Annotated in this window: 17 protein-coding genes; 15 read left to right on the top strand and 2 right to left on the bottom strand. The window is 51.4% G+C overall.

Going from position 1 to position 17,586, the window contains the following annotated elements; genetic code table 11:
* Window positions 1-106: 106 nt before the first annotated feature.
* Together QU660_RS06950 and QU660_RS06945 are read left to right on the top strand one after the other, a co-directional pair.
* Window positions 107-484 carry a hypothetical protein gene (locus tag QU660_RS06950; RefSeq protein ID WP_304945806.1) on the top strand — a complete coding sequence of 126 codons (378 nt, stop codon included), beginning with the start codon at window positions 107-109 and terminating at the stop codon, window positions 482-484.
* A 111-nt stretch (window positions 485-595) separates the two neighbouring features.
* Window positions 596-988, top strand: a complete 393-nt coding sequence (locus QU660_RS06945) for a cytidine deaminase family protein (protein ID WP_304945805.1) — start codon at window positions 596-598, stop codon at window positions 986-988.
* Window positions 989-1,130: 142 nt separating this feature from the next.
* On the opposite strand, the gene QU660_RS06940 is transcribed toward QU660_RS06945, so the two are convergent.
* Together QU660_RS06940 and QU660_RS06935 are read right to left on the bottom strand one after the other, a co-directional pair.
* Window positions 1,131-2,393, bottom strand: a complete 1,263-nt coding sequence (locus QU660_RS06940) for a GntP family permease (protein ID WP_304945804.1) — start codon at window positions 2,391-2,393, stop codon at window positions 1,131-1,133.
* Window positions 2,394-2,409: 16 nt separating this feature from the next.
* The gene (locus tag QU660_RS06935) at window positions 2,410-3,546 is read right to left on the bottom strand and encodes a glycerate kinase family protein (RefSeq protein WP_304945803.1); all 1,137 of its coding nucleotides are present in this window, start codon (window positions 3,544-3,546) and stop codon (window positions 2,410-2,412) included.
* 151 nt (window positions 3,547-3,697) lie between these two features.
* Between QU660_RS06935 and QU660_RS06930 the strand changes: the two genes are divergently transcribed.
* From QU660_RS06930 to cas5e, 13 genes are all read left to right on the top strand, one after another.
* Window positions 3,698-4,831 (top strand): CdaR family transcriptional regulator, encoded by a 1,134-nt coding sequence (locus QU660_RS06930; RefSeq protein WP_304945802.1) that lies wholly within the window; start codon window positions 3,698-3,700, stop codon window positions 4,829-4,831.
* A gap of 298 nt (window positions 4,832-5,129) precedes the next feature.
* Complete coding sequence (locus QU660_RS06925; RefSeq protein WP_304945801.1) at window positions 5,130-5,717, top strand: hypothetical protein; 588 nt, start codon at window positions 5,130-5,132, stop codon at window positions 5,715-5,717.
* A gap of 30 nt (window positions 5,718-5,747) precedes the next feature.
* Window positions 5,748-6,554: a hypothetical protein gene (locus QU660_RS06920; RefSeq protein ID WP_304945800.1), complete on the top strand. Its 807-nt coding sequence runs from the start codon at window positions 5,748-5,750 to the stop codon at window positions 6,552-6,554.
* Between the two features lie 117 nt (window positions 6,555-6,671).
* Window positions 6,672-7,376 carry a hypothetical protein gene (locus tag QU660_RS06915; protein ID WP_304945799.1) on the top strand — a complete coding sequence of 235 codons (705 nt, stop codon included), beginning with the start codon at window positions 6,672-6,674 and terminating at the stop codon, window positions 7,374-7,376.
* Window positions 7,333-7,776, top strand: a complete 444-nt coding sequence (locus QU660_RS06910; protein WP_304945798.1) for a hypothetical protein — start codon at window positions 7,333-7,335, stop codon at window positions 7,774-7,776. The genes QU660_RS06915 and QU660_RS06910 overlap by 44 nt, the downstream gene beginning before the upstream one ends.
* A 368-nt stretch (window positions 7,777-8,144) precedes the next feature.
* Window positions 8,145-8,648 carry a rhodanese-like domain-containing protein gene (locus QU660_RS06905; RefSeq protein WP_304945797.1) on the top strand — a complete coding sequence of 168 codons (504 nt, stop codon included), beginning with the start codon at window positions 8,145-8,147 and terminating at the stop codon, window positions 8,646-8,648.
* A complete protein-coding gene (gene msrB, locus QU660_RS06900; protein WP_330693187.1) occupies window positions 8,624-9,562 on the top strand; it encodes a peptide-methionine (R)-S-oxide reductase MsrB in 939 nt (312 codons plus the stop codon). Before QU660_RS06905 ends, msrB begins: the two co-directional genes overlap by 25 nt.
* Window positions 9,563-9,745: 183 nt before the next feature.
* Complete coding sequence (locus tag QU660_RS06895) at window positions 9,746-10,288, top strand: prolyl-tRNA synthetase associated domain-containing protein (protein WP_304945796.1); 543 nt, start codon at window positions 9,746-9,748, stop codon at window positions 10,286-10,288.
* A 394-nt stretch (window positions 10,289-10,682) separates the two neighbouring features.
* Window positions 10,683-13,490, top strand: a complete 2,808-nt coding sequence (gene cas3 / locus QU660_RS06890) for a CRISPR-associated helicase Cas3' (RefSeq protein WP_304945795.1) — start codon at window positions 10,683-10,685, stop codon at window positions 13,488-13,490.
* Complete coding sequence (gene casA, locus QU660_RS06885; RefSeq protein WP_304945794.1) at window positions 13,459-15,111, top strand: type I-E CRISPR-associated protein Cse1/CasA; 1,653 nt, start codon at window positions 13,459-13,461, stop codon at window positions 15,109-15,111. Before cas3 ends, casA begins: the two co-directional genes overlap by 32 nt.
* Window positions 15,112-15,122: 11 nt before the next feature.
* Window positions 15,123-15,755, top strand: coding sequence for a type I-E CRISPR-associated protein Cse2/CasB (gene casB / locus QU660_RS06880; protein WP_304945793.1), 633 nt, complete (start codon window positions 15,123-15,125; stop codon window positions 15,753-15,755).
* Between the two features lie 73 nt (window positions 15,756-15,828).
* Window positions 15,829-16,908, top strand: a complete 1,080-nt coding sequence (cas7e, locus tag QU660_RS06875; protein WP_304945792.1) for a type I-E CRISPR-associated protein Cas7/Cse4/CasC — start codon at window positions 15,829-15,831, stop codon at window positions 16,906-16,908.
* Complete coding sequence (cas5e, locus tag QU660_RS06870; RefSeq protein ID WP_304945791.1) at window positions 16,905-17,579, top strand: type I-E CRISPR-associated protein Cas5/CasD; 675 nt, start codon at window positions 16,905-16,907, stop codon at window positions 17,577-17,579. The genes cas7e and cas5e overlap by 4 nt, the downstream gene beginning before the upstream one ends.
* The last annotated feature ends 7 nt before the right edge of the window (window positions 17,580-17,586 follow it).

The raw sequence follows: 17,586 nt of genomic DNA, 5'->3' as shown, positions 1-17,586 counted from the left end.
GGAGACAAGTAAACGCCGCGCGAACAAGCGCGGCGGCTACATACGCGAACGGGATGAAGGGATACAGGCGGAATGCCGCTTGACCATGTGAAGGGGATTGTGGGAGATGAACAAGGAAGAACGGGCGGAAAATTGGTTTCGGAATATACCGGGGGAAGAAAAAATCCCCATGGAGAAGAAGATTGAACTCTGCGGACGGGTGACGATTCCCATTATACTGATTTGTCTCGGAATCTTTATCGCGGAGTATGCGCTGCTTCGTTTCTTCGGCGGCGGAGCGCTCCTTGACCGCGCGGCGGATTTTGTCAACGAAATGGCGCGCGCAAAAGGCAGAGTACACTACACAACAATCGCGCTCGCCGGTGTAATCATGATGTTTCCGTTTGCTATTTTGCCGGTTACCGCGAGTACGCTTTACCGGCGGAATTGGCTGCGTAAACAGGCGGAAAAATGGCTGTCCGAACATACGCAGAACGAGAACTGAGAAAACAAGCAAAAAGGAACGCCATGCGAAAAGAAGAATACAAGGAAAACGGTCGTGAATTCGCATCAACGAGATGTGAGGATAAGTGTCCTACAGAAGGAGGTCTTTTCGATGGATCAGCACTGGGAAGCTTTATATCTTGCGGCCAAAAAGGCGTTGAATCCCAGGGTGGTATCAAAATTTGTTGAGGCCGGAGGCGTCGCAGCGGCGGTGGAAACTGTCTCCGGAAAGATCTATGTCGGCGTTTGCGTCGATACGGCCTGTACGCGCGGCATCTGTGCGGAACGAAATGCAATTTTTCATATGCTGAGTGAGGGAGAATGTGAGATTCGACGTGTGCTGGCAGTCGGCAGGAGAGGAAACATAATGCCGCCCTGCGGGGCATGTAGGGAACTGATGACGCAGCTCATGCCGGAGCGTTACGGAGAAATCGAAATTATGGTAGATTTGGAAAACGAAACGGTAGTCTCCCTTGCGGTGTTGACGCCATCCTGGTGGATATAATTGGTGTAGAAGCGCATAGGGGCATTCGGAAGGGCGGCATACAAAAACAGCGGGTGCAACTGACTCTTGTCAGCTGCACCCGCTGTTTTTGTATGCTGTTATTTCTTTGCTTCTGCTGTTATCGCTTTATTCTGCCGAATTCTTACGCCGCCACGAGGTACAGAATGACAGCGACAATCGTGGAAGTGAGGCCGATCAATGCCTCGAAGGGAATCAGCTTCATGCGGTTCTTGATGTCCATGTAGACGGAGCCGCCGGTCGCGTGGAAGAAGGAGCCGTGCGGCAGGGAGTCAAGGACAGTCGCACCTGCGTGAATCATAGCCGCTGCCGAGAGCGCAGGGACACCGGCGGAAAGCAGAGTGCCCGAGAAGGTCTGAGAGGCAACGGTGGAACCCGCGGTGGTGGAAGCTGTTGCGGCTGCCATCAGGATACCGGAGAGCGGTGCCAGAATGAAGGCCGGCATGTTCATGGCGCTGAGGAGCGCGGTCATATCCTTCTGGAGCGCGGAAGCCTTGATGATACCCGCAATCGTGCCGGTTCCGATCAGAAGAATCGCGACGCCGATGACCTTCGAGAGACCGAAGTCCGTGTACGGAATCAGCTTGCGGATGTTTCCGGTTACCAGAATGCAGACCAGACCGCCGAGCGGCAGCGCAATCAGCGGATCCACCGAAATCTTAGCGAGCGGGCGAAGGGCGAGGAGCACAATCACAGTCAGCGGGCCCGCAAACGCCTGCAGGGCGTTCGGGAGCTTTTCTGCGGGAGCTGCCTCGAGATCGTTCTGCGAAATGCCGTCGCCCGCCTTCTTTGCGAGGAGAGAAGCGAGGACAATGGTCGCGATGAGCGCGCAGAGCGCCGGAATCAGGTTCGTCATCATTACAGCCGTGAGGTCAAGCTTAAAGGCCTCGGTCACGGCAATGGTGTTCGGGTTCGGGGAGACAATGTTACCTGCCTTGCCGCCGCCTATCATTGCAAGCAGAATGCCGCTCTTCGAGAGACCGGCGCGCTCACCGATTGCAAGGGCAATCGGCGCAACCGTGATGACAGCGATGTCAATGAACACGCCGACCGCGCAGATAATCATGGTTGCGACCGCGAGTGCCGCAATGGCGCGCTTTTCGCCTATGGTATCGACGATGGTTTCTGCGATTTTCTGCGCCGCGCCGGTCTTAATGAGTGCGCCCGCCAGAATACCGCTGGTCAGAATGCGGAGCACCGAGGACATCATGGAGCCCGCGCCGCTCACCATCGTGGAGACTGTGCCCGCAAGGCCGCCGCCGCCAATCAGGCCGCCGATTAAGGCACCGAGAATCAGACCGTAGGCCGGCTGTACCTTTTTGATAATCAGAAGAATGGCGACGACCAGACCGATCAGTGCGCCGAGTGTCGTGAATTGTAAGTCCATGGGAAACCTCCGTTTTTTATTTGATCAGGAACAGGCGCAGGGCCTGTTCGACCGTATCCGTCATATTCTGTCTTGCGTTCTCGGGCTCCATCGCCTCCTGCAGTGTCGAGATACGGCGCAGAATCGGGAAAAAGGCATCGATGCCGTGTGCGTTGCAGGCAACCGCATCCGGGGTGACCGCACCCGCGAAGGCAATGACAGGCTTTCCGAACTGCTTCGCGATCTGTGCGACGCCGCTCGGCGCCTTGCCCATGACCGTCTGTCCGTCGAGACGTCCCTCGCCGGTAATCACGAGGTCGGCATCCTTCACATAGTCCTCGAGTCGGGTTTCTTCGAGCACGATTTTAATGCCGGATTCAAGCCGCGCATCGGTGAAGGTCAAGAAGGCAAAGCCGAGGCCGCCCGCAGCGCCGGTGCCCGCCTCACGCGGGTTCGCCTTCTCGTATTTTTCGCGCGCCAGAGCCGCGTAGTAGGCGAGCCACTTGTCCATCTGCATGATCATACCCGGATCCGCGCCCTTCTGCGGGCCGAAGACCGCGCTGCAACCCTGATCACCGCAAAGGGTGTTGGTCACATCGCAGGCCACGCGGAAGGTGCAGTCCGCAAGTTCCGGGATAACGTTCTCGTCCGTGATGCAATCCAGTACCTGCAGACCCTTGGCACCGAAGGGCACCTGCTTGCCTTCGCTGTCCAGAAGCCCGTAACCGAGCGCCTGTAACATGCCGATACCGCCGTCATTCGTCGCGGAACCGCCTATGCCCACAATGAAGTGGCGGCAGCCCTTCGCAATGGCATCCCGTATCATCTCCCCGACCCCGTAGGTCGTCGTGTTCAGCGGGTTGCGCTCCTTTTCCTCGACGAGGGTGATGCCGGCAGCCGCGGCCATCTCGAGGATAGCGGTTTTGCCGTCCTGCAAAATGCCGTAGACCGCGGTGACCGGCGCGCCGAGCGGCCCCGTGACGCGCACCTCCTGCAGGGTGCCCCCCATACCTATGGTGAGCGCCTCCACCGTTCCCTCGCCGCCGTCTGCGAGCGGGCGCACCAGGACTTCGGCGCTGCTGTCCGCCCTTAGAATTCCGGCGCGGATTGCATCGCCCGCCTCAAGAGAACTGAGAGAACCCTTGAGGGAATCAATGGCGACTACTACTTTCATTTGTTTTCCTCCTTGCCTCACTTTCTGCGTTCTGTGACAGCCGGAGCTGTCTCTTATGATTAGAATAACGAAAAGGGCGGGGAGGGTCTATGTTTCAAGGACTAAGAAGTGCTATAGTGTAAGTGGAGTTATTGGTACGGAGAACAAAGAAATGGCAGAAATCAGCAAAAAGACGGCCCAGCAGATTGTGGACAGCGTGAAAGATGTCTGCGGGCACGATGTCAACTTCATTCAGCCGGACGGCAGCATACTGGCGAGTACAAACTCCGAACGAGTCGGAACATACCATGAAATCGGGCACCGCGCCGCGCAGGAAGGACAGTCGATTGAGGTCATGGAGAACGACAGCTTCTACGGCACGCAGCAGGGCGTGAACCTGCCCTTTTCGCACCACGGGACCATAGTCGCGGTCATCGGCATCACCGGCGTCCCCGAGGAAGTGAGAAAGTATGCCTATCTCGCCCAGCGCATCACAGCCCTACTGCTCCGCGAGCAGGAGTACGATGCGAGAAACCGGAATGCGCAGGTCGAGACTGACTATGTGGTGCGGGCGCTGAGTTCCGGGAAACCCATGAACCACGGCTTTTACTTAGACTTCCTTTCCTCCCACGGCCTCAGCGAAGAGGTGCGTTACCGCACCGTGCTGGTGCGCCTCTCGACGCGCTATAACCCCGCGAACCTCTCAATGGTGGAGCAGAAAATACTGACCGTGTTTCGTGAGACCGGAAGCCCGCTCTTTACCTTCCGCTTTCCGAATGAGTACATCTTGATACTGCCGAAGGGCGACTATCCGCCGAGACAGCAGCAATTTGAGCAGCTTGCCGCAGAGTTCCGGGAAATTCTCTCGGTCGGCGTGGGGGCGGATCACAAGCTGGTGCACCAGTACCGCTCGTTTCGGGAGGCACAGATTGCGGCCCGTGCGGGCGATGAGAGAGGGGGCTACGCGGATTTTGAGCAGCTCGATATGGAACTGCTGAGCGGCTCTATTCCGGTCGCGGTTCGTGAGAGCTATGCGGCGCGCACGCTCGGGAAATTGAGTGAAAAAGAAAGGCACATTTTAGCGGTTTACTTTGCCGCGGACTGCAGCTTAAAGACAGCGGCGGAAAAGCTATACATCCATAAAAACACGCTCCAATATCAGCTCGATAAGATACACGCGCTGACCGGCTACGACCCCAGAGTGTTTCGCGAGGGTGTAATCCTGTATCTCGGCCTGCAACTCGGTTTCGGAAACACAGAGGCGAATGCGGCGGAAAATACCATGGGAACGACATCCGGGTTCTGACGGGATAGAGCTAAGAAGGCCGGGTGCAGCGTACGGGAAGAGGCAAAAAGAAGAAAGCCAAAGGCAGAAAACCGGAGCGGCTCTATCCGTATTTCGGAAGCGAAATCTTGGGCGAAATGTGTAATCGGAAGCGCAAGCAGGTAATCTGTATACAGTTAATCGGAAGTCGGTACTTTAGAAAAAGTGCCGAAACAGGCGCGTTGGCTTGAGATTTGCGGGGCGGAATTCTATAATAAAAAAGATGTGAACCATAGTCACGGTAGGGTAATCCGGAAAGCCAAGGAGGCAGAGAAAAGTCATGTCAGACTTACGTATCAACTGGATTGACGAGTGGGAAAAGAAGGACGTGGATCTCGAAGAACTGCGCCGTGCGCTGGAAAGCGGTGATTCCGCGCGCTACAGCGGAAAGGCGTTTCGAGACATCGGCGGCAAGTGGAAAAAGTACGCAAAGCGCGGCGTGTCGAATCTGTACCTCTTAAAGGAGACCGAGGACGATAACGACGGCCTTGCAAACGCCTATTATGCCTACTCCATCACGGACGGTGTGATTGCCGACGAGGACCTCGAACAGGTTCGCGCGGTCTGCGCCGAGAACCTGAGCACGAGCGAGATGCGTGCGGTTTGCTCCTTCTGTAAGCCGAACGAGTGGTGGGACACCAATCCGAGCTACCACACAAAGCTGGCCGAAAAAGGCGAGACGGATTCTCTCTACAGCTTTCTGATTGCGAAGCTCTTCCCGGCGGGCATTTTGCTGACCTCGCGGAGCGTCAAAAAGAAAGAGTCGCAGCGCCTTGCCTGCTCTGCAATTGCCTGGGGTTTAAAGGAGGGCGGTCTCTTTAAGAAGGGCGCCTACATGAGCTATACCATTGACAACGAGCTTCTTTGAGTGAGCGGAAGCCAATAGAGGGGAGAAGAGATGAAGACATATTTTGATGACGGCGCAACCATGGAGTTTTCTAATAAAGGCATGCTCGGTGCGGGCTATACCCTCCGGATTGCGAAGGACGGTTTCAGCTATAAGAGCTTAAACGGCAAGGTCGATGTGGATATGAAGTTTGCGGAGATCGGCTCCCTGTTTTTGACCAACTACTGCAGCCAGAACTTCCACTACAGGGTTATGCTCCGCGACCTGAACATGAAGAATATGAGCGTTCCGGAGCTGGACCTCGATACCAGAACCTGGAATAACGGCCACAACGTTCGCGAGACGAAGCCGCTTCTCCTTGCCTTTGCCGCGAGCAAATTGGGAGCTGAATTCCCGAACAATCTGGACAGTCTCGAGACAGTGCTCGGCGCAACGCTCGGTGAAAAAATCATCCGCCTCTCGGGCGGCGTCATCATAGGCGCAAAGCATCAGGTGAAGCTCGCGGATATCAAGAGAGTGAAGTGCGCGAGCAACGGTACGCTCGGAGTGCTCTGTGTTTACACGAAGGAGAAAGGCGGCTTCTTCGACATGCCGGATATGAAGCTTCCGCTGAGCGAGGTCACCCTGCCGCTTCTCGAGGCCGTGATGACGCGCAATACCGGTAACGGCATTGACTTTAGCCAGGGTAACGGCTTTGACCAGAAGAACTCGGAGTACATCATTATCCGCTACATGGATTCCGGCTTCTTTGTAAGCGGAGACGGCAGCTTCCGCGAGCCGTGGCAGGAGATCGCCTACCGCCGCATCAAGGCATATAACTACGATGTCAATGCGCACTGGGGCGAGAAGATGGGATGAGAGATATAAGAGAATAAGTGCACGGTGATAAGGGAAAGCAGCTGCTTCGATAGAGGCAGCTACTTTTTAGTAGAAAAGGGTGTATAGGAGAGGAAGGCATATTATATTCTTCAGTATATGGAGGTGAGTACACAGATGGGCTTTGACTGGGAGATGGCAGCAAATGTAGCGACTACAGTGTCAGCGCTACTGTTATTTTCAATGGCGGTTTATAGATATAAGAAAACGCCTCCATTAGAAGCATTGATGCTGGAGGGAGCGGATAAAGCTTTACTACAATTCGGGATGTTTATCGAAGAATCTTTGGAAAAATTATTGCTTCTGTGCGTAAAAAGCGTGTCATTAATAATGTTGGTCGAGATTTCTAGAAGAATTGAAGAACGTTTGTTTTGGCTCGAGTATTATATTTTGACAATACTGTGCATATTGACGTTTTTTTTATTTTTTGCTTACATCTTGTTGCGATTGTTTCACTGGTGTATAACTGCAAAAACTTTGGGGAATTGGCTCAAAAAATTTATTGTTGGAGTATTGTTTTGGGTTGCGTTTCCGTGGTTGATAAAGAACACTGTAATTCCAGGGGGGATTAATATAGAAAGCTTTCAGGAAACGAGTGGATTGCTTTGGGATTCGATACTATATTATATTATTATATTCGCAGAACTTTCAGTCAAAGTGCTTTCTGTTGAGATATTTGAGTGGATTGTTCTAGTTTCTCTTGGGGTGGAATGGCTGAAAATAGGACAGAAAACCAGAGTTCCAGAGCTCATGCTCATAAGTGAGGGGGAGTCGATATTTTGTTTATGGACAAAAGGACGGTAATTTAATATGCGGCGAGAATCTAAAGCAAGAATATCAGGCGGATTTTGGAATTGTGCCGCTGGAAGAAATTAAGAAGAAAAAATACAGACTGTGTACAACTAATAAAAATAGAATCGCTTTTGAAGTGGAAAAATCATACTTTGAAAAGAAAGAGAAAGAGTGGGTTAATAATTGCTGGTTAGTAATCTTAAATGTCAATGAATTGAAATGTGACAACCTTGCATTAAATCCATTTTGTTGGCTTGGAGATAAGTATATAGATAGAGAAAATATCCCATTTCCTACAATGAATCGAGATTTTGAAATTTTAATTGAGTGTGCGAATCGGGAAAGAGCAGAAATTGCAGCGTGGAGACTTTGGTCATGGGGATTTAATAATGTTAAATGGTGTGTCAGATAACTGGGGAACAGCTATAGACTATCCAGTCTTTAACTATATTAAACGGAGTAAAAATGGGTGGTAAATGGTATCTTGGAAACTCTATATTTTAGTCGTTGATTATGCAGTGTACATTTCTGCTGATGGAAGTGAGGATTACATATCTGCGGGGTGATTTGCAATAGCAGGAGTATAATGCCCGACAAACGAAAACTCATTATTCTATCAACATTGCCACTGATAGCAACATTTCATCCTTTCATGATGAATCCCTGTTTCTTTTTCCGACCAAAGTGGTATACTATAAGTGAATTTCGAAGCAATTTCGAAATTGACGCATCAGAGCAAAAGTTTGAGAAAGCGATACGATAAAAGGAGGAAAGAAAGCCATGAAGAAGAGACGCTACCTCCTCGCAGTTGTTGCGGCACTTGCACTGCCGCTGCTGGTATCCTGCGGGAAGAAGGCCGAGTCTGCAGAGACAAGTAAGGCAACAGAAAGTGCGGTATCGATGGCGGCTGCCGAGACAAGCAGCAGCGCTTCGATGAGCGCAACAGGCGAGAGCAAGGAGGAACAGGAGACCATGGGCTATCAGACAATCGATCAGGATACGGCGCGGGAGATGATGAAGCAGGACGACGGTCACATCATCCTCGATGTGCGCACCAAGGAGGAGTATGACAGCGGTCACATTCCGGGTGCGGTGCTATTGCCGAACGAGGAAATCAACGGGACGAGACCGGAAATGCTGAAGGATTTGGATCAGGTGCTTTTAATATACTGCCGCAGTGGACATCGAGCGGGACTTGCGGCGGAGAAGTTATCAAAGCTCGGCTATCGAAAGGTCTACAACTTTGGCGGCGTCATGACATGGACGGGGGAACTGGTAAAATGACCATCTATCTCGCAGGTGGATGTTTCTGGGGCTTACAGAAGTACTTTGACCAGTTCCCGGGCGTGCGTGCGACCGAGGTGGGCTATGCAAACGGTCCGGACAGTGCTCCTACCTATCGGGAAGTCTGCGACAGCAGCGGACATGCGGAGACCGTAAAAATCGAGTATGATCCGAATAAGATTTCACTTCGTGAGCTGCTGGATAAGTACTTTTTGGTGATCGATCCGCTCTCCGTAAACAAGCAGGGAAATGACAAAGGCATTCAGTACCGCACCGGTATTTACTATGCGGATCAGAGCCAGCTTCCGGAAATTCAGGCGGTTTATGACGAGCAGGAGGCAAAGTACGGCACAAAGCTCGCGGTAGAGCTGGCGCCCATCCAAAACTTCTATTCCGCGGAGGAATACCATCAGAAGTATCTCGATAAAAATCCGGACGGCTACTGCCACATTCCGCAGAAGATGTTTCATCTTGCGGAAGAGGAGAGCAAGGAGACGCTCCGCGAAAAAATCGGTGATCTCTCTTATGAGGTCACGCAGAACGCCGCGACCGAGCGTCCCTTCACCGGGGAGTACGATGACTTCTTTGAGAAGGGCATCTATGTCGATATTGTGAGCGGTGAGCCGCTGTTCAGCTCCCTCGACAAGTTTGATTCCGGCTGCGGCTGGCCTGCTTTTTCCAAGCCGATTGAAGGAAAGGAACTGAAGGAGACCACCGACCGCTCACACGGCATGGTTCGCACGGAAGTGCGCTCCAAAGAGGGAAATTCGCACTTGGGTCATGTCTTTAACGACGGTCCCAGCGAGACAGGCGGCCTCCGCTACTGCATTAATTCCGCCTCCCTCCGCTTTATTCCCTATGACAAGTTGGAAGAAGAGGGCTACGGGGAATACAAGAAATTGTTTGAGCGTTGAGTGGCAGAAAAGCAGGCGTTTGAAAGCAAATGGCTGCAGTGCCCCCCCGCCGAGTCGAGAGACTCGGCGGGGGCTTTTTCTGCGAATCATTGCAGCTTAGATTCCCGATTCCTTTTGCGACGGCGCGGGAAATGCGCTATCATGGTGCTGATTTATCATTTTGAAGAGTAAGAGGAAAATGCTTTGTATTTAGAACACGGCAGACCGAAGGACTGCACCGAAAGAACGGCGCGGGAACTCGCGGTCTATGATTTGTTGGATCGACTGGAAATTCCGTATGCGCGTGTGGATCACGCGCCCGCCGAGACCATGGAGGTCTGCGCGGCCATAGATGAGGTGTTAAACTGCCACATTTGTAAGAACCTGTTTCTTTGCAACCGCCAGCAGACCGCTTTTTATCTTCTGATGATGCCGGGGGATAAGCCCTTTAAAACGAAGGAACTCTCGGCGCAAATCGGTTCCGCACGCCTAAGCTTTGCCCCGGCCGGAAAGATGGTCGAATACCTGGGGCTCTACCCGGGTTCGGTGAGTGTCATGGGACTGATGAACGACAATGAGCACAGGGTGCAACTCCTCGTAGATCAAGACCTCTTTCGGGACGAGTACATCGGCTGCCATCCCTGCGTGAACACTTCGTCGATCAAATTGCGGCGTGCGGATATTTTTGAGACCTTTTTGCCAGCGGTCAAGCACAGTTACCTTTCCGTGGAATTGCACGGGGAATGAAGTGCAGGGGAGTTAAGAAGACAAGAGAGTTGGTTACACGGTATTGCATCTTTGAAGAGAAGAGAAGGGAGAGGCGGTTGCGGAAGCAGCGGCCTCTTTTTTTGTGTCGGAAAAATTTGAAAAGGAAACGGGAGCGAATAATGGAGTCCGGAAATTCGGACAGGTGCTGTGGTAAAGTGAAACTATCAAAGATGAGGGCTAGAGATTGCAGTCGAGAGTTTTGAATACTGCACTGAATAGAAATGACAATTCGAAACATTGAAAAGATGATGTTACCGCACCAAATTAGACAAAATCGAGATGAGAATCAAAGCAAAAATATGCAATTGTAACTTGAAATTAAGATTATAAGCGCTAAACTGTAAGAGAATGTTAAGAACTCCGGGAGGGAAGCATGGACGTAAACAAGCTGATGCGCAGTCTTGCGGCAAAAACCAATCCGAACGACAGCGCGCAGTGGCTGCCGCTCTGGATGCACGCGCGGGACACGGCGGGAATCATGGAGAAACTCTGGAAGCATTGGCTTCCGGCTGCCGTACGGCGAGAAATCTGCGGCGGCAGCGAGGAGGCCCTGCAGGAAAACGAAGTGCTGTTTCAGAAGGTATGTGTATTCCTGGGTATGGCGCACGATATCGGCAAGGCGACAGCCGTGTTTCAGGCGCGTATTCTGGAAATGTTGCCGGAGGTGCGGGAACGGCTTGCGGAAAAGGGGCTGGAGATACAGAATATATCAACATTTACAGAGCCCTCTGCGATAGCGCATGCGTTGGCCGGTCAGGTGATTTTACAGCAGCGGGGTGTGAACGAAGGAATTTGTGAGATTGTCGGCGCACATCACGGAAAACCTCAGGAGGCGGTGAGTGATGCCACGTTTGACGGACATCTCGTCAACTTCAGAGGCAAGGATAGTGATGCCCGGCTGTGGGCTGAGATTTGGGATGCCTTTCTTCGATACGCCTTAGAAGTAAGCGGCATCCAAGATGCATCGATTATCCCGGAACTCTCCGGACCGCAGCGCGTTTTACTCTCGGGGCTTCTCGTCATGGCGGACTGGGTCGCGAGCAATCAGTTCTACCACCCGACCATTTCGATTGACGAGTTGGGGCAGGAAGAAATGTATCCCAAGCGGACTCGCAGTGCTTGGAAAAAGTTAAAGCTTCCGGCTGTCTGGTCGGCCGAGCTTGGCGGAATGGACGAGGTAGCTTTTGCGGAGAACTTTGGCTTTCCCCCCAACGAACTGCAGAAGGCAGTGCTTGAGATATCAGATGCTGTCAGCTCGCCGGGTATCCTAATTGTTGAGGCGCAGATGGGCGTCGGTAAGACCGAGGCGGCACTTGCGGCCGCCGAAACATTTGCCGGTAAGTGCGGAAGCGGCGGGCTCTTTTTCGGCCTGCCGACACAGGCGACGGCAAACGGTATATTCCCGCGTATAAGGACTTGGGCGGAGGAGCAGGTTGCGGTTCAGGGGGAGAGCAGAGAGAAACTCTCGATACGCCTTGCGCACGGCAAAGCAGAGTTAAATCAGGACTATGCCGATTTGCTGGAAACAGGACAGGGAGAGTTCACGGGGGAAGCGTGCATCGGCGAGGATGAAGATAAGGCGCTGGTGGTACACAGCTTTTTCCGCGGCCGCAAGCAGGTATTGCTCTCCGATTTTGTCATTGCAACGGTCGATCAGATTTTGATGGCCGCGCTGAAGCAAAAACACTTGATGCTCAGGCATCTCGGCATGGCGGGAAAAATCGTGATTATCGATGAGGTGCATGCCTACGACGCCTACATGAACGTGTACCTGGAGCGCGCACTCTGCTGGCTCGGTGCCTATCATGTGCCGGTGATTCTTCTCTCAGCCACTCTGCCCGCTTCAAGGCGCATCGATTTTGTGGATGCCTATCTGAATACATCCAAGCGAGAAATACGTGAGCGCGAAAAGCGGTTTACGCAAGGCGAAGAAGCGGATTGGAGATATTCGCGTGCGTATCCGCTGCTCACCTGGACCGACGGAAAAGAGGTTCATCAAAAGGGACTGCATCTACAGAGTGCATCGCGAAGTGTAGCGATTCGACGAGTCAAAGAATCAGGGCGCATTCAAATACTACAAGAAAAGTTGCGGGACGGCGGCTGCGCAATCGTGATATTAAGTACCATACGGCGAGCGCAAGAGTTTGCCAAGGAAGTAAGAGAGCAGATGCCGGACACGGATATTGTCCTCCTGCACAGTGCGTTTTTGATGCCGGATCGCGCAGCGCGTGAGCGTGAATTGTTGCAAAAACTGGGAAAGCGCTCCACCAAAGCGGAACGGGATCATTTGATTGTAATCGGAACATCGGTGCTCGAACAAAGCCTGGACATTGACGGAGATGTGATGCTCACCGACCTCTGCCCCATGGACTTACTCCTGCAACGTCTGGGACGCTTACATCGTCATCCGATTCATGACAATATGCGGCCGGAACAGCTGAAAGCAGCGCAGTGCTATGTCATAGAGCCGGATGAAGATGCGTTTGAATCCGGAACGCGCGCCATTTACGGGGACTATCTTCTCATGAGAACCAAAAAGCGTTTGCCGGACAAAATCACACTGCCGACGGATATTCCGAATTTGGTGCAGGATTGCTACGACGACCGGGAACCTGATTGGGAAACCGAAGCTGAGAAGATAATGTACGGAAAAGCGAAAAAGGAAGAGGCGAATAAGACCGGACATAAAAAGACGAAGGCAGATTCCTATTGCCTAGATAAGCCCAGAAGAAGTCTTGAAAACTGGATCAGCAATGTGGAGACCAAATTGGACGAGGAGGAAGCACAGGCACAGGTAAGAGACTCCGAAAACAGCATCGAGGTGCTCTTATTTATGCAGAAAGGAAACGAAATTCACTATCTTCCCTGGCAATATGAGGGGCAGAGACTTCCGGTCGAACGAATTCCCTCCCCGGAAGAGAAGCGAGACTTGTTGCGGCAAAGTGTAAAGTTGCCAGGTGCGCTCTGCCGTGAATATCAAATCAAAAAGACTCTCGAAGCTCTGAAGCCGATGAATGAGCTTGTGTTATCCGGTGAGTGGAAGCACGATCCGATGTTGCGAGAGGAATCATTTCTCCTGTTGAACGAACGGTTGGAAACAGAACTTGCGGGGTTTCGCTTGTGGTACTCGGAGGAGGAAGGTCTGTTTTATGAGAAAGGAGCTGCGGATGATAAAACCTGAGTTTAACCTGCTGGATGAGCCGTGGATACGGGTTCGAACACGAGATTGCCATATCGAAGAGGTATCGCTCAAAGATGTCTTTGTCCATGCGCATGAATATGAGGATTTGGCCGGTGAAACGGCTGCGCAGGATGTGGCTATGCTGCGTCTGCTACTTGCAGTGCTTCACTGCACCTTTTCTCGGGTAGATGAGAACGGAGAAGAGAACCTGCTGTTTGATTTGGAGGACGATGAGTTAGAGGATGAAGTGTTTCGGCGCTGGAAAGCACTATATGACCGGGGACATTTTCCGATAGAGCCGATTCAAGACTACCTAGAGCAGTGGCGGGAGCGGTTCTGGTTGTTTCATGAGGAGAGGCCGTTTTGGCAGGCAACCAGCGCAGAAGCGGGAACCGAATATGAAGTATCTAAGTTAAACGGTGAGATTTCAGAGAGTAGCAACAAGCTGCGTTTATTCTCGACGCGTGCGGGCGAAGGAAAGAAAGTGCTTTCCAATGCGGAAGCGGCAAGATGGCTCTTATATCTCAATGGATTTGATGACACTTCAGCCAAGCCAAAGAAAAAGGGGCTGCCCTCGCCCGGAGCCGGATGGCTTGGAAAATTAGGCATCATCACAGCTGCCGGAAAAACACTGTTTGAAACATTACTCTTAAATCTAACTTTGCTGAAAGATGGGAGTAAAGCGTGGCAGCAAGAGAATATTGCAGTATGGGAGAAAGAAAAGGCGCCTTACAAAGAGAGGGAAGAGATACAATTGCCGGAAAATCAGGCGGAATTACTAACCTTACAGTCAAGACGGCTTTTACTGCATAGAGCTGATGAATTCTCCGTAGATGGATTTACGCTGTTAGGTGGGGATTTCTTCCCGAAGGAAAGCGCCTCGACAGAGCAAATGACTCTTTGGGGAAGAACGGCAGACAAGAAAGTTATTCAATATCAGCCGAAACGGCATAGAGCCGGTATACAAATGTGGAGAGAATTTGCTTCGATTTTTTGCGCGGAGGAAGGAACCTATCTGCCGGGAATTGTCAGGTGGAATCAGGCGCTTTACAAGAAAGCCAAGATAGGGGAAAAGCGGCAGTGCAACTTCAGAATTGTTTCCGTGCAATACGGGGACAAGGACTTTTTTGTCAATGATGCGTTTGAAGATCGGCTCTCATTTGCGGCCGGTTTGCTTTCAGAGATGCAACAGAATTCCGGAGAAGCCTGGTTGTCACGAATAAAAGGTGAAGTTGAAAGTTGCGATAAGCTTGCCGGTATTGTCGGAGGACTGGCAAAAGATTTAACCATCGCAGCGGGAAATGATACCGGTGGGAGCGCTTTTCCGGATGCAAGAGAAACTTGCTACGCTGCCCTGGATTTTCCTTTCCGTGCATGGCTAAATTCGATTGAACCGAGTAGTTTGGGTGAAGCGATGGAAGAAAAGATACTGGAATGGCAGCGGCAGGCGAAAGAGCGAGCATTGGTGCTCGGACGAGAGCTGACGCGCAATGCGGGTTTGGTAGCCATGGTGGGAAGAGAGCAGGGAGAAGTGTATTACTCGGCTCCGAAAGCATTTGAAAGCATGGTGCGAAAAATTAACAAGTTATATCCTGCTTTGCGAAGCGTGAACAAGAATTAAAGGAGGCGTGCATGGAAGAAAAACAGAGGGCACTTAGTAAGGCGAGTCGTATCTCCGGATTTGTAAAGTTCAAGCTATTGCAGCTACAACAGAATCCGAGAGATGCTGTGGTTCGTGCAAAGCTCGCGAAGATGCGGCGCGGTATCGGTGAACAGCCGGGGGCAGTTCCGGAGCTCTGGGATTTATTATTCGATGGTTTGCCGGAGGAACTGGAAGGAAAGGGGAATGAACCCAGTCGAGCAGAGAAGGCAGTATATACGGCACTGACACTTTACGCTTTGCATCAGCAGGGAAAAGATCTTCACAGCGAATTCATGTATCTGGAGAACAATACGTTGGGACGTGCGGTCGGACAGTTGGCACGAAGATCGAATGGGAATGAAGAGGCAGTTATTCGACGCTTTAATGTGGTCGTTACCTCGGCAGACCTGACGGAGTTCAGTTGGCATTTACGAAACATCATTCAGCTTTGCAAGCGCGAGAGCATTCCGTTGGACTATGCGGCAATGGCGAGAGATTTGTACGAATATCAGGACTTGAATCGTCTTGACAATGTGCGGCTCAAATGGGGGCGTGATTTTTACAGGGAACTATCCTATCGCGAGAAGGATGAAGATGAGGCAGGAACCGAATCGAAAGAGTAAAGCGTCGGATTCGCTGTAAGAAAGAGCAGATTTTAACTCTGGTGAGGTCATAAAGACCGGAAAGGATAAAGATATGGATAAGAATAGATTGTTTGTGGACCTGCATGTGATTCAGACGGTTCCGCCGAGCTGCATCAACCGCGATGATACTGGGAGTCCGAAGACCGCTATTTACGGTGGAACCACGCGAGCAAGGGTTTCCTCTCAGGCATGGAAGCATGCAATGCGCGAGTACTTCAAGGATGTGATGACGGAGGAGGAGCTTTCTAAGAGAAGCAAGAAAGTGGTTGGATTGCTGGCAGAGGAGATACAGAAGTTAAATTCCAGTCTGAACGGTGAGAAGCTGGCAATTGATGCTTTGACGAAAGCAGGCCTCAAGGTCAAGATCGATGAGAAAAAAGGTAAGAAGGCAGAGTTAGACGCGTTGTTTTTTATCAGCAGTGCACAAATCCAGGCATTGGCACAGCTTGCAGCGGATGGTTGTGAAGAAAAAGAGTCATTTAAGAAGGCACTGAAAGATATTCCCGGATTTGAAATTGCACTGTTCGGTCGCATGGTTGCCGCGGATCCTTCGTTGAATTATGACGCAGCTTCTCAGGTTGCGCACAGTATTTCAACCCATGCAGTGCACAGTGAGTATGATTACTTTACGGCAGTGGATGATCTTGCGCCGGAGGACAATGCTGGAGCCGGACATCTTGGAACGGTTGAGTTCAATTCTTCGACTTTGTATCGCTATGCAACGGTCAACGTGTCAGAGTTGAAGAAGTGGGTAAAGAATCCGGAGCATATTGTCAGAGTTTTTACAGAGGCATTTATTTATGCGATGCCGACCGGAAAGCAGAATACGTTCGCTAATCGTACTGTCCCGGATGCAGTTTATATCGCGATTCGTGAGGATCAGCCGGTGAATTTCAGCGGTGCCTTTGAAGAGGCAGTGATGAGCCGCAACGGATATAGCAAAGCGTCTATTGAGCGGCTTCAGGAATACGCAGAGAAGAGTTACCGAAACTTTGTTGAAGTTCCGGCCTATGCATTTGGAACCGGCGAAGGCGTCGAGAGACTCTGCGGAACCAAATCAGTGAAAGAGAATCTGGATACTCTGGAGAATTGTGTTCGTGAACTCTTGGATAAAGCAGGGGAGGCGGAATGAGTACCTTGTTACTGCGCCTCGCTGCACCGCTGCAGGCGTGGGGAACCGATTCAAAATTTGAGGTAAGACGTACCAATCGTGAGCCCTCGAAGAGTGGAGTGATTGGACTGTTGGCGGCGGCCTTGGGACTTAGACGAGATGCAGATTTATCGGAACTCTCAGCACTTCGTTTTGGCGTTCGCGTCGACAGAAACGGTGAAGTCATAAAGGATTTCCATATGGCGAAGGCTGACAAAACCTCATATCTCACCTATCGTTATTATCTTTCCGATGCAGTTTTTTTAGTCGGATTGGAATCGGAAGATCGAAATTTCTTGGAAAAGATAGAGAGAGCGCTACGGAATCCCTGCTTTCCGCTTTTTCTCGGAAGACGTTCTTGTCCGCCTACCCTCCCATTGGTGCTCGGCATTCGAGAGGAGGCGTTAGAGATTGCGTTACGGGAAGAAGAGAATCAAAATAAAGATCTGAAGAGCATACAGCAGAGTCATCGCTACATTCGTTTAGACTGTGGCGTGGCGGAACAAGAAGGTGCTGTTGTACAGGATTTGCCGATTTCTTTTAATCCGATGAAACGAGAATTCGGTTATCGGCGTGCAAAGGAAATCTGGCTTCGGGATGATGTGAATACAGAAGAATCGGCAGAAGAACACGATGCCATGGCAGAACTGTGAAAGGAGG

This window comes from Stomatobaculum sp. F0698 (assembly GCF_030644385.1).
Classification (GTDB): Bacteria; Bacillota; Clostridia; order Lachnospirales; family Lachnospiraceae; genus Moryella.
This window is presented reverse-complemented; position numbering and strand designations above follow the sequence as displayed.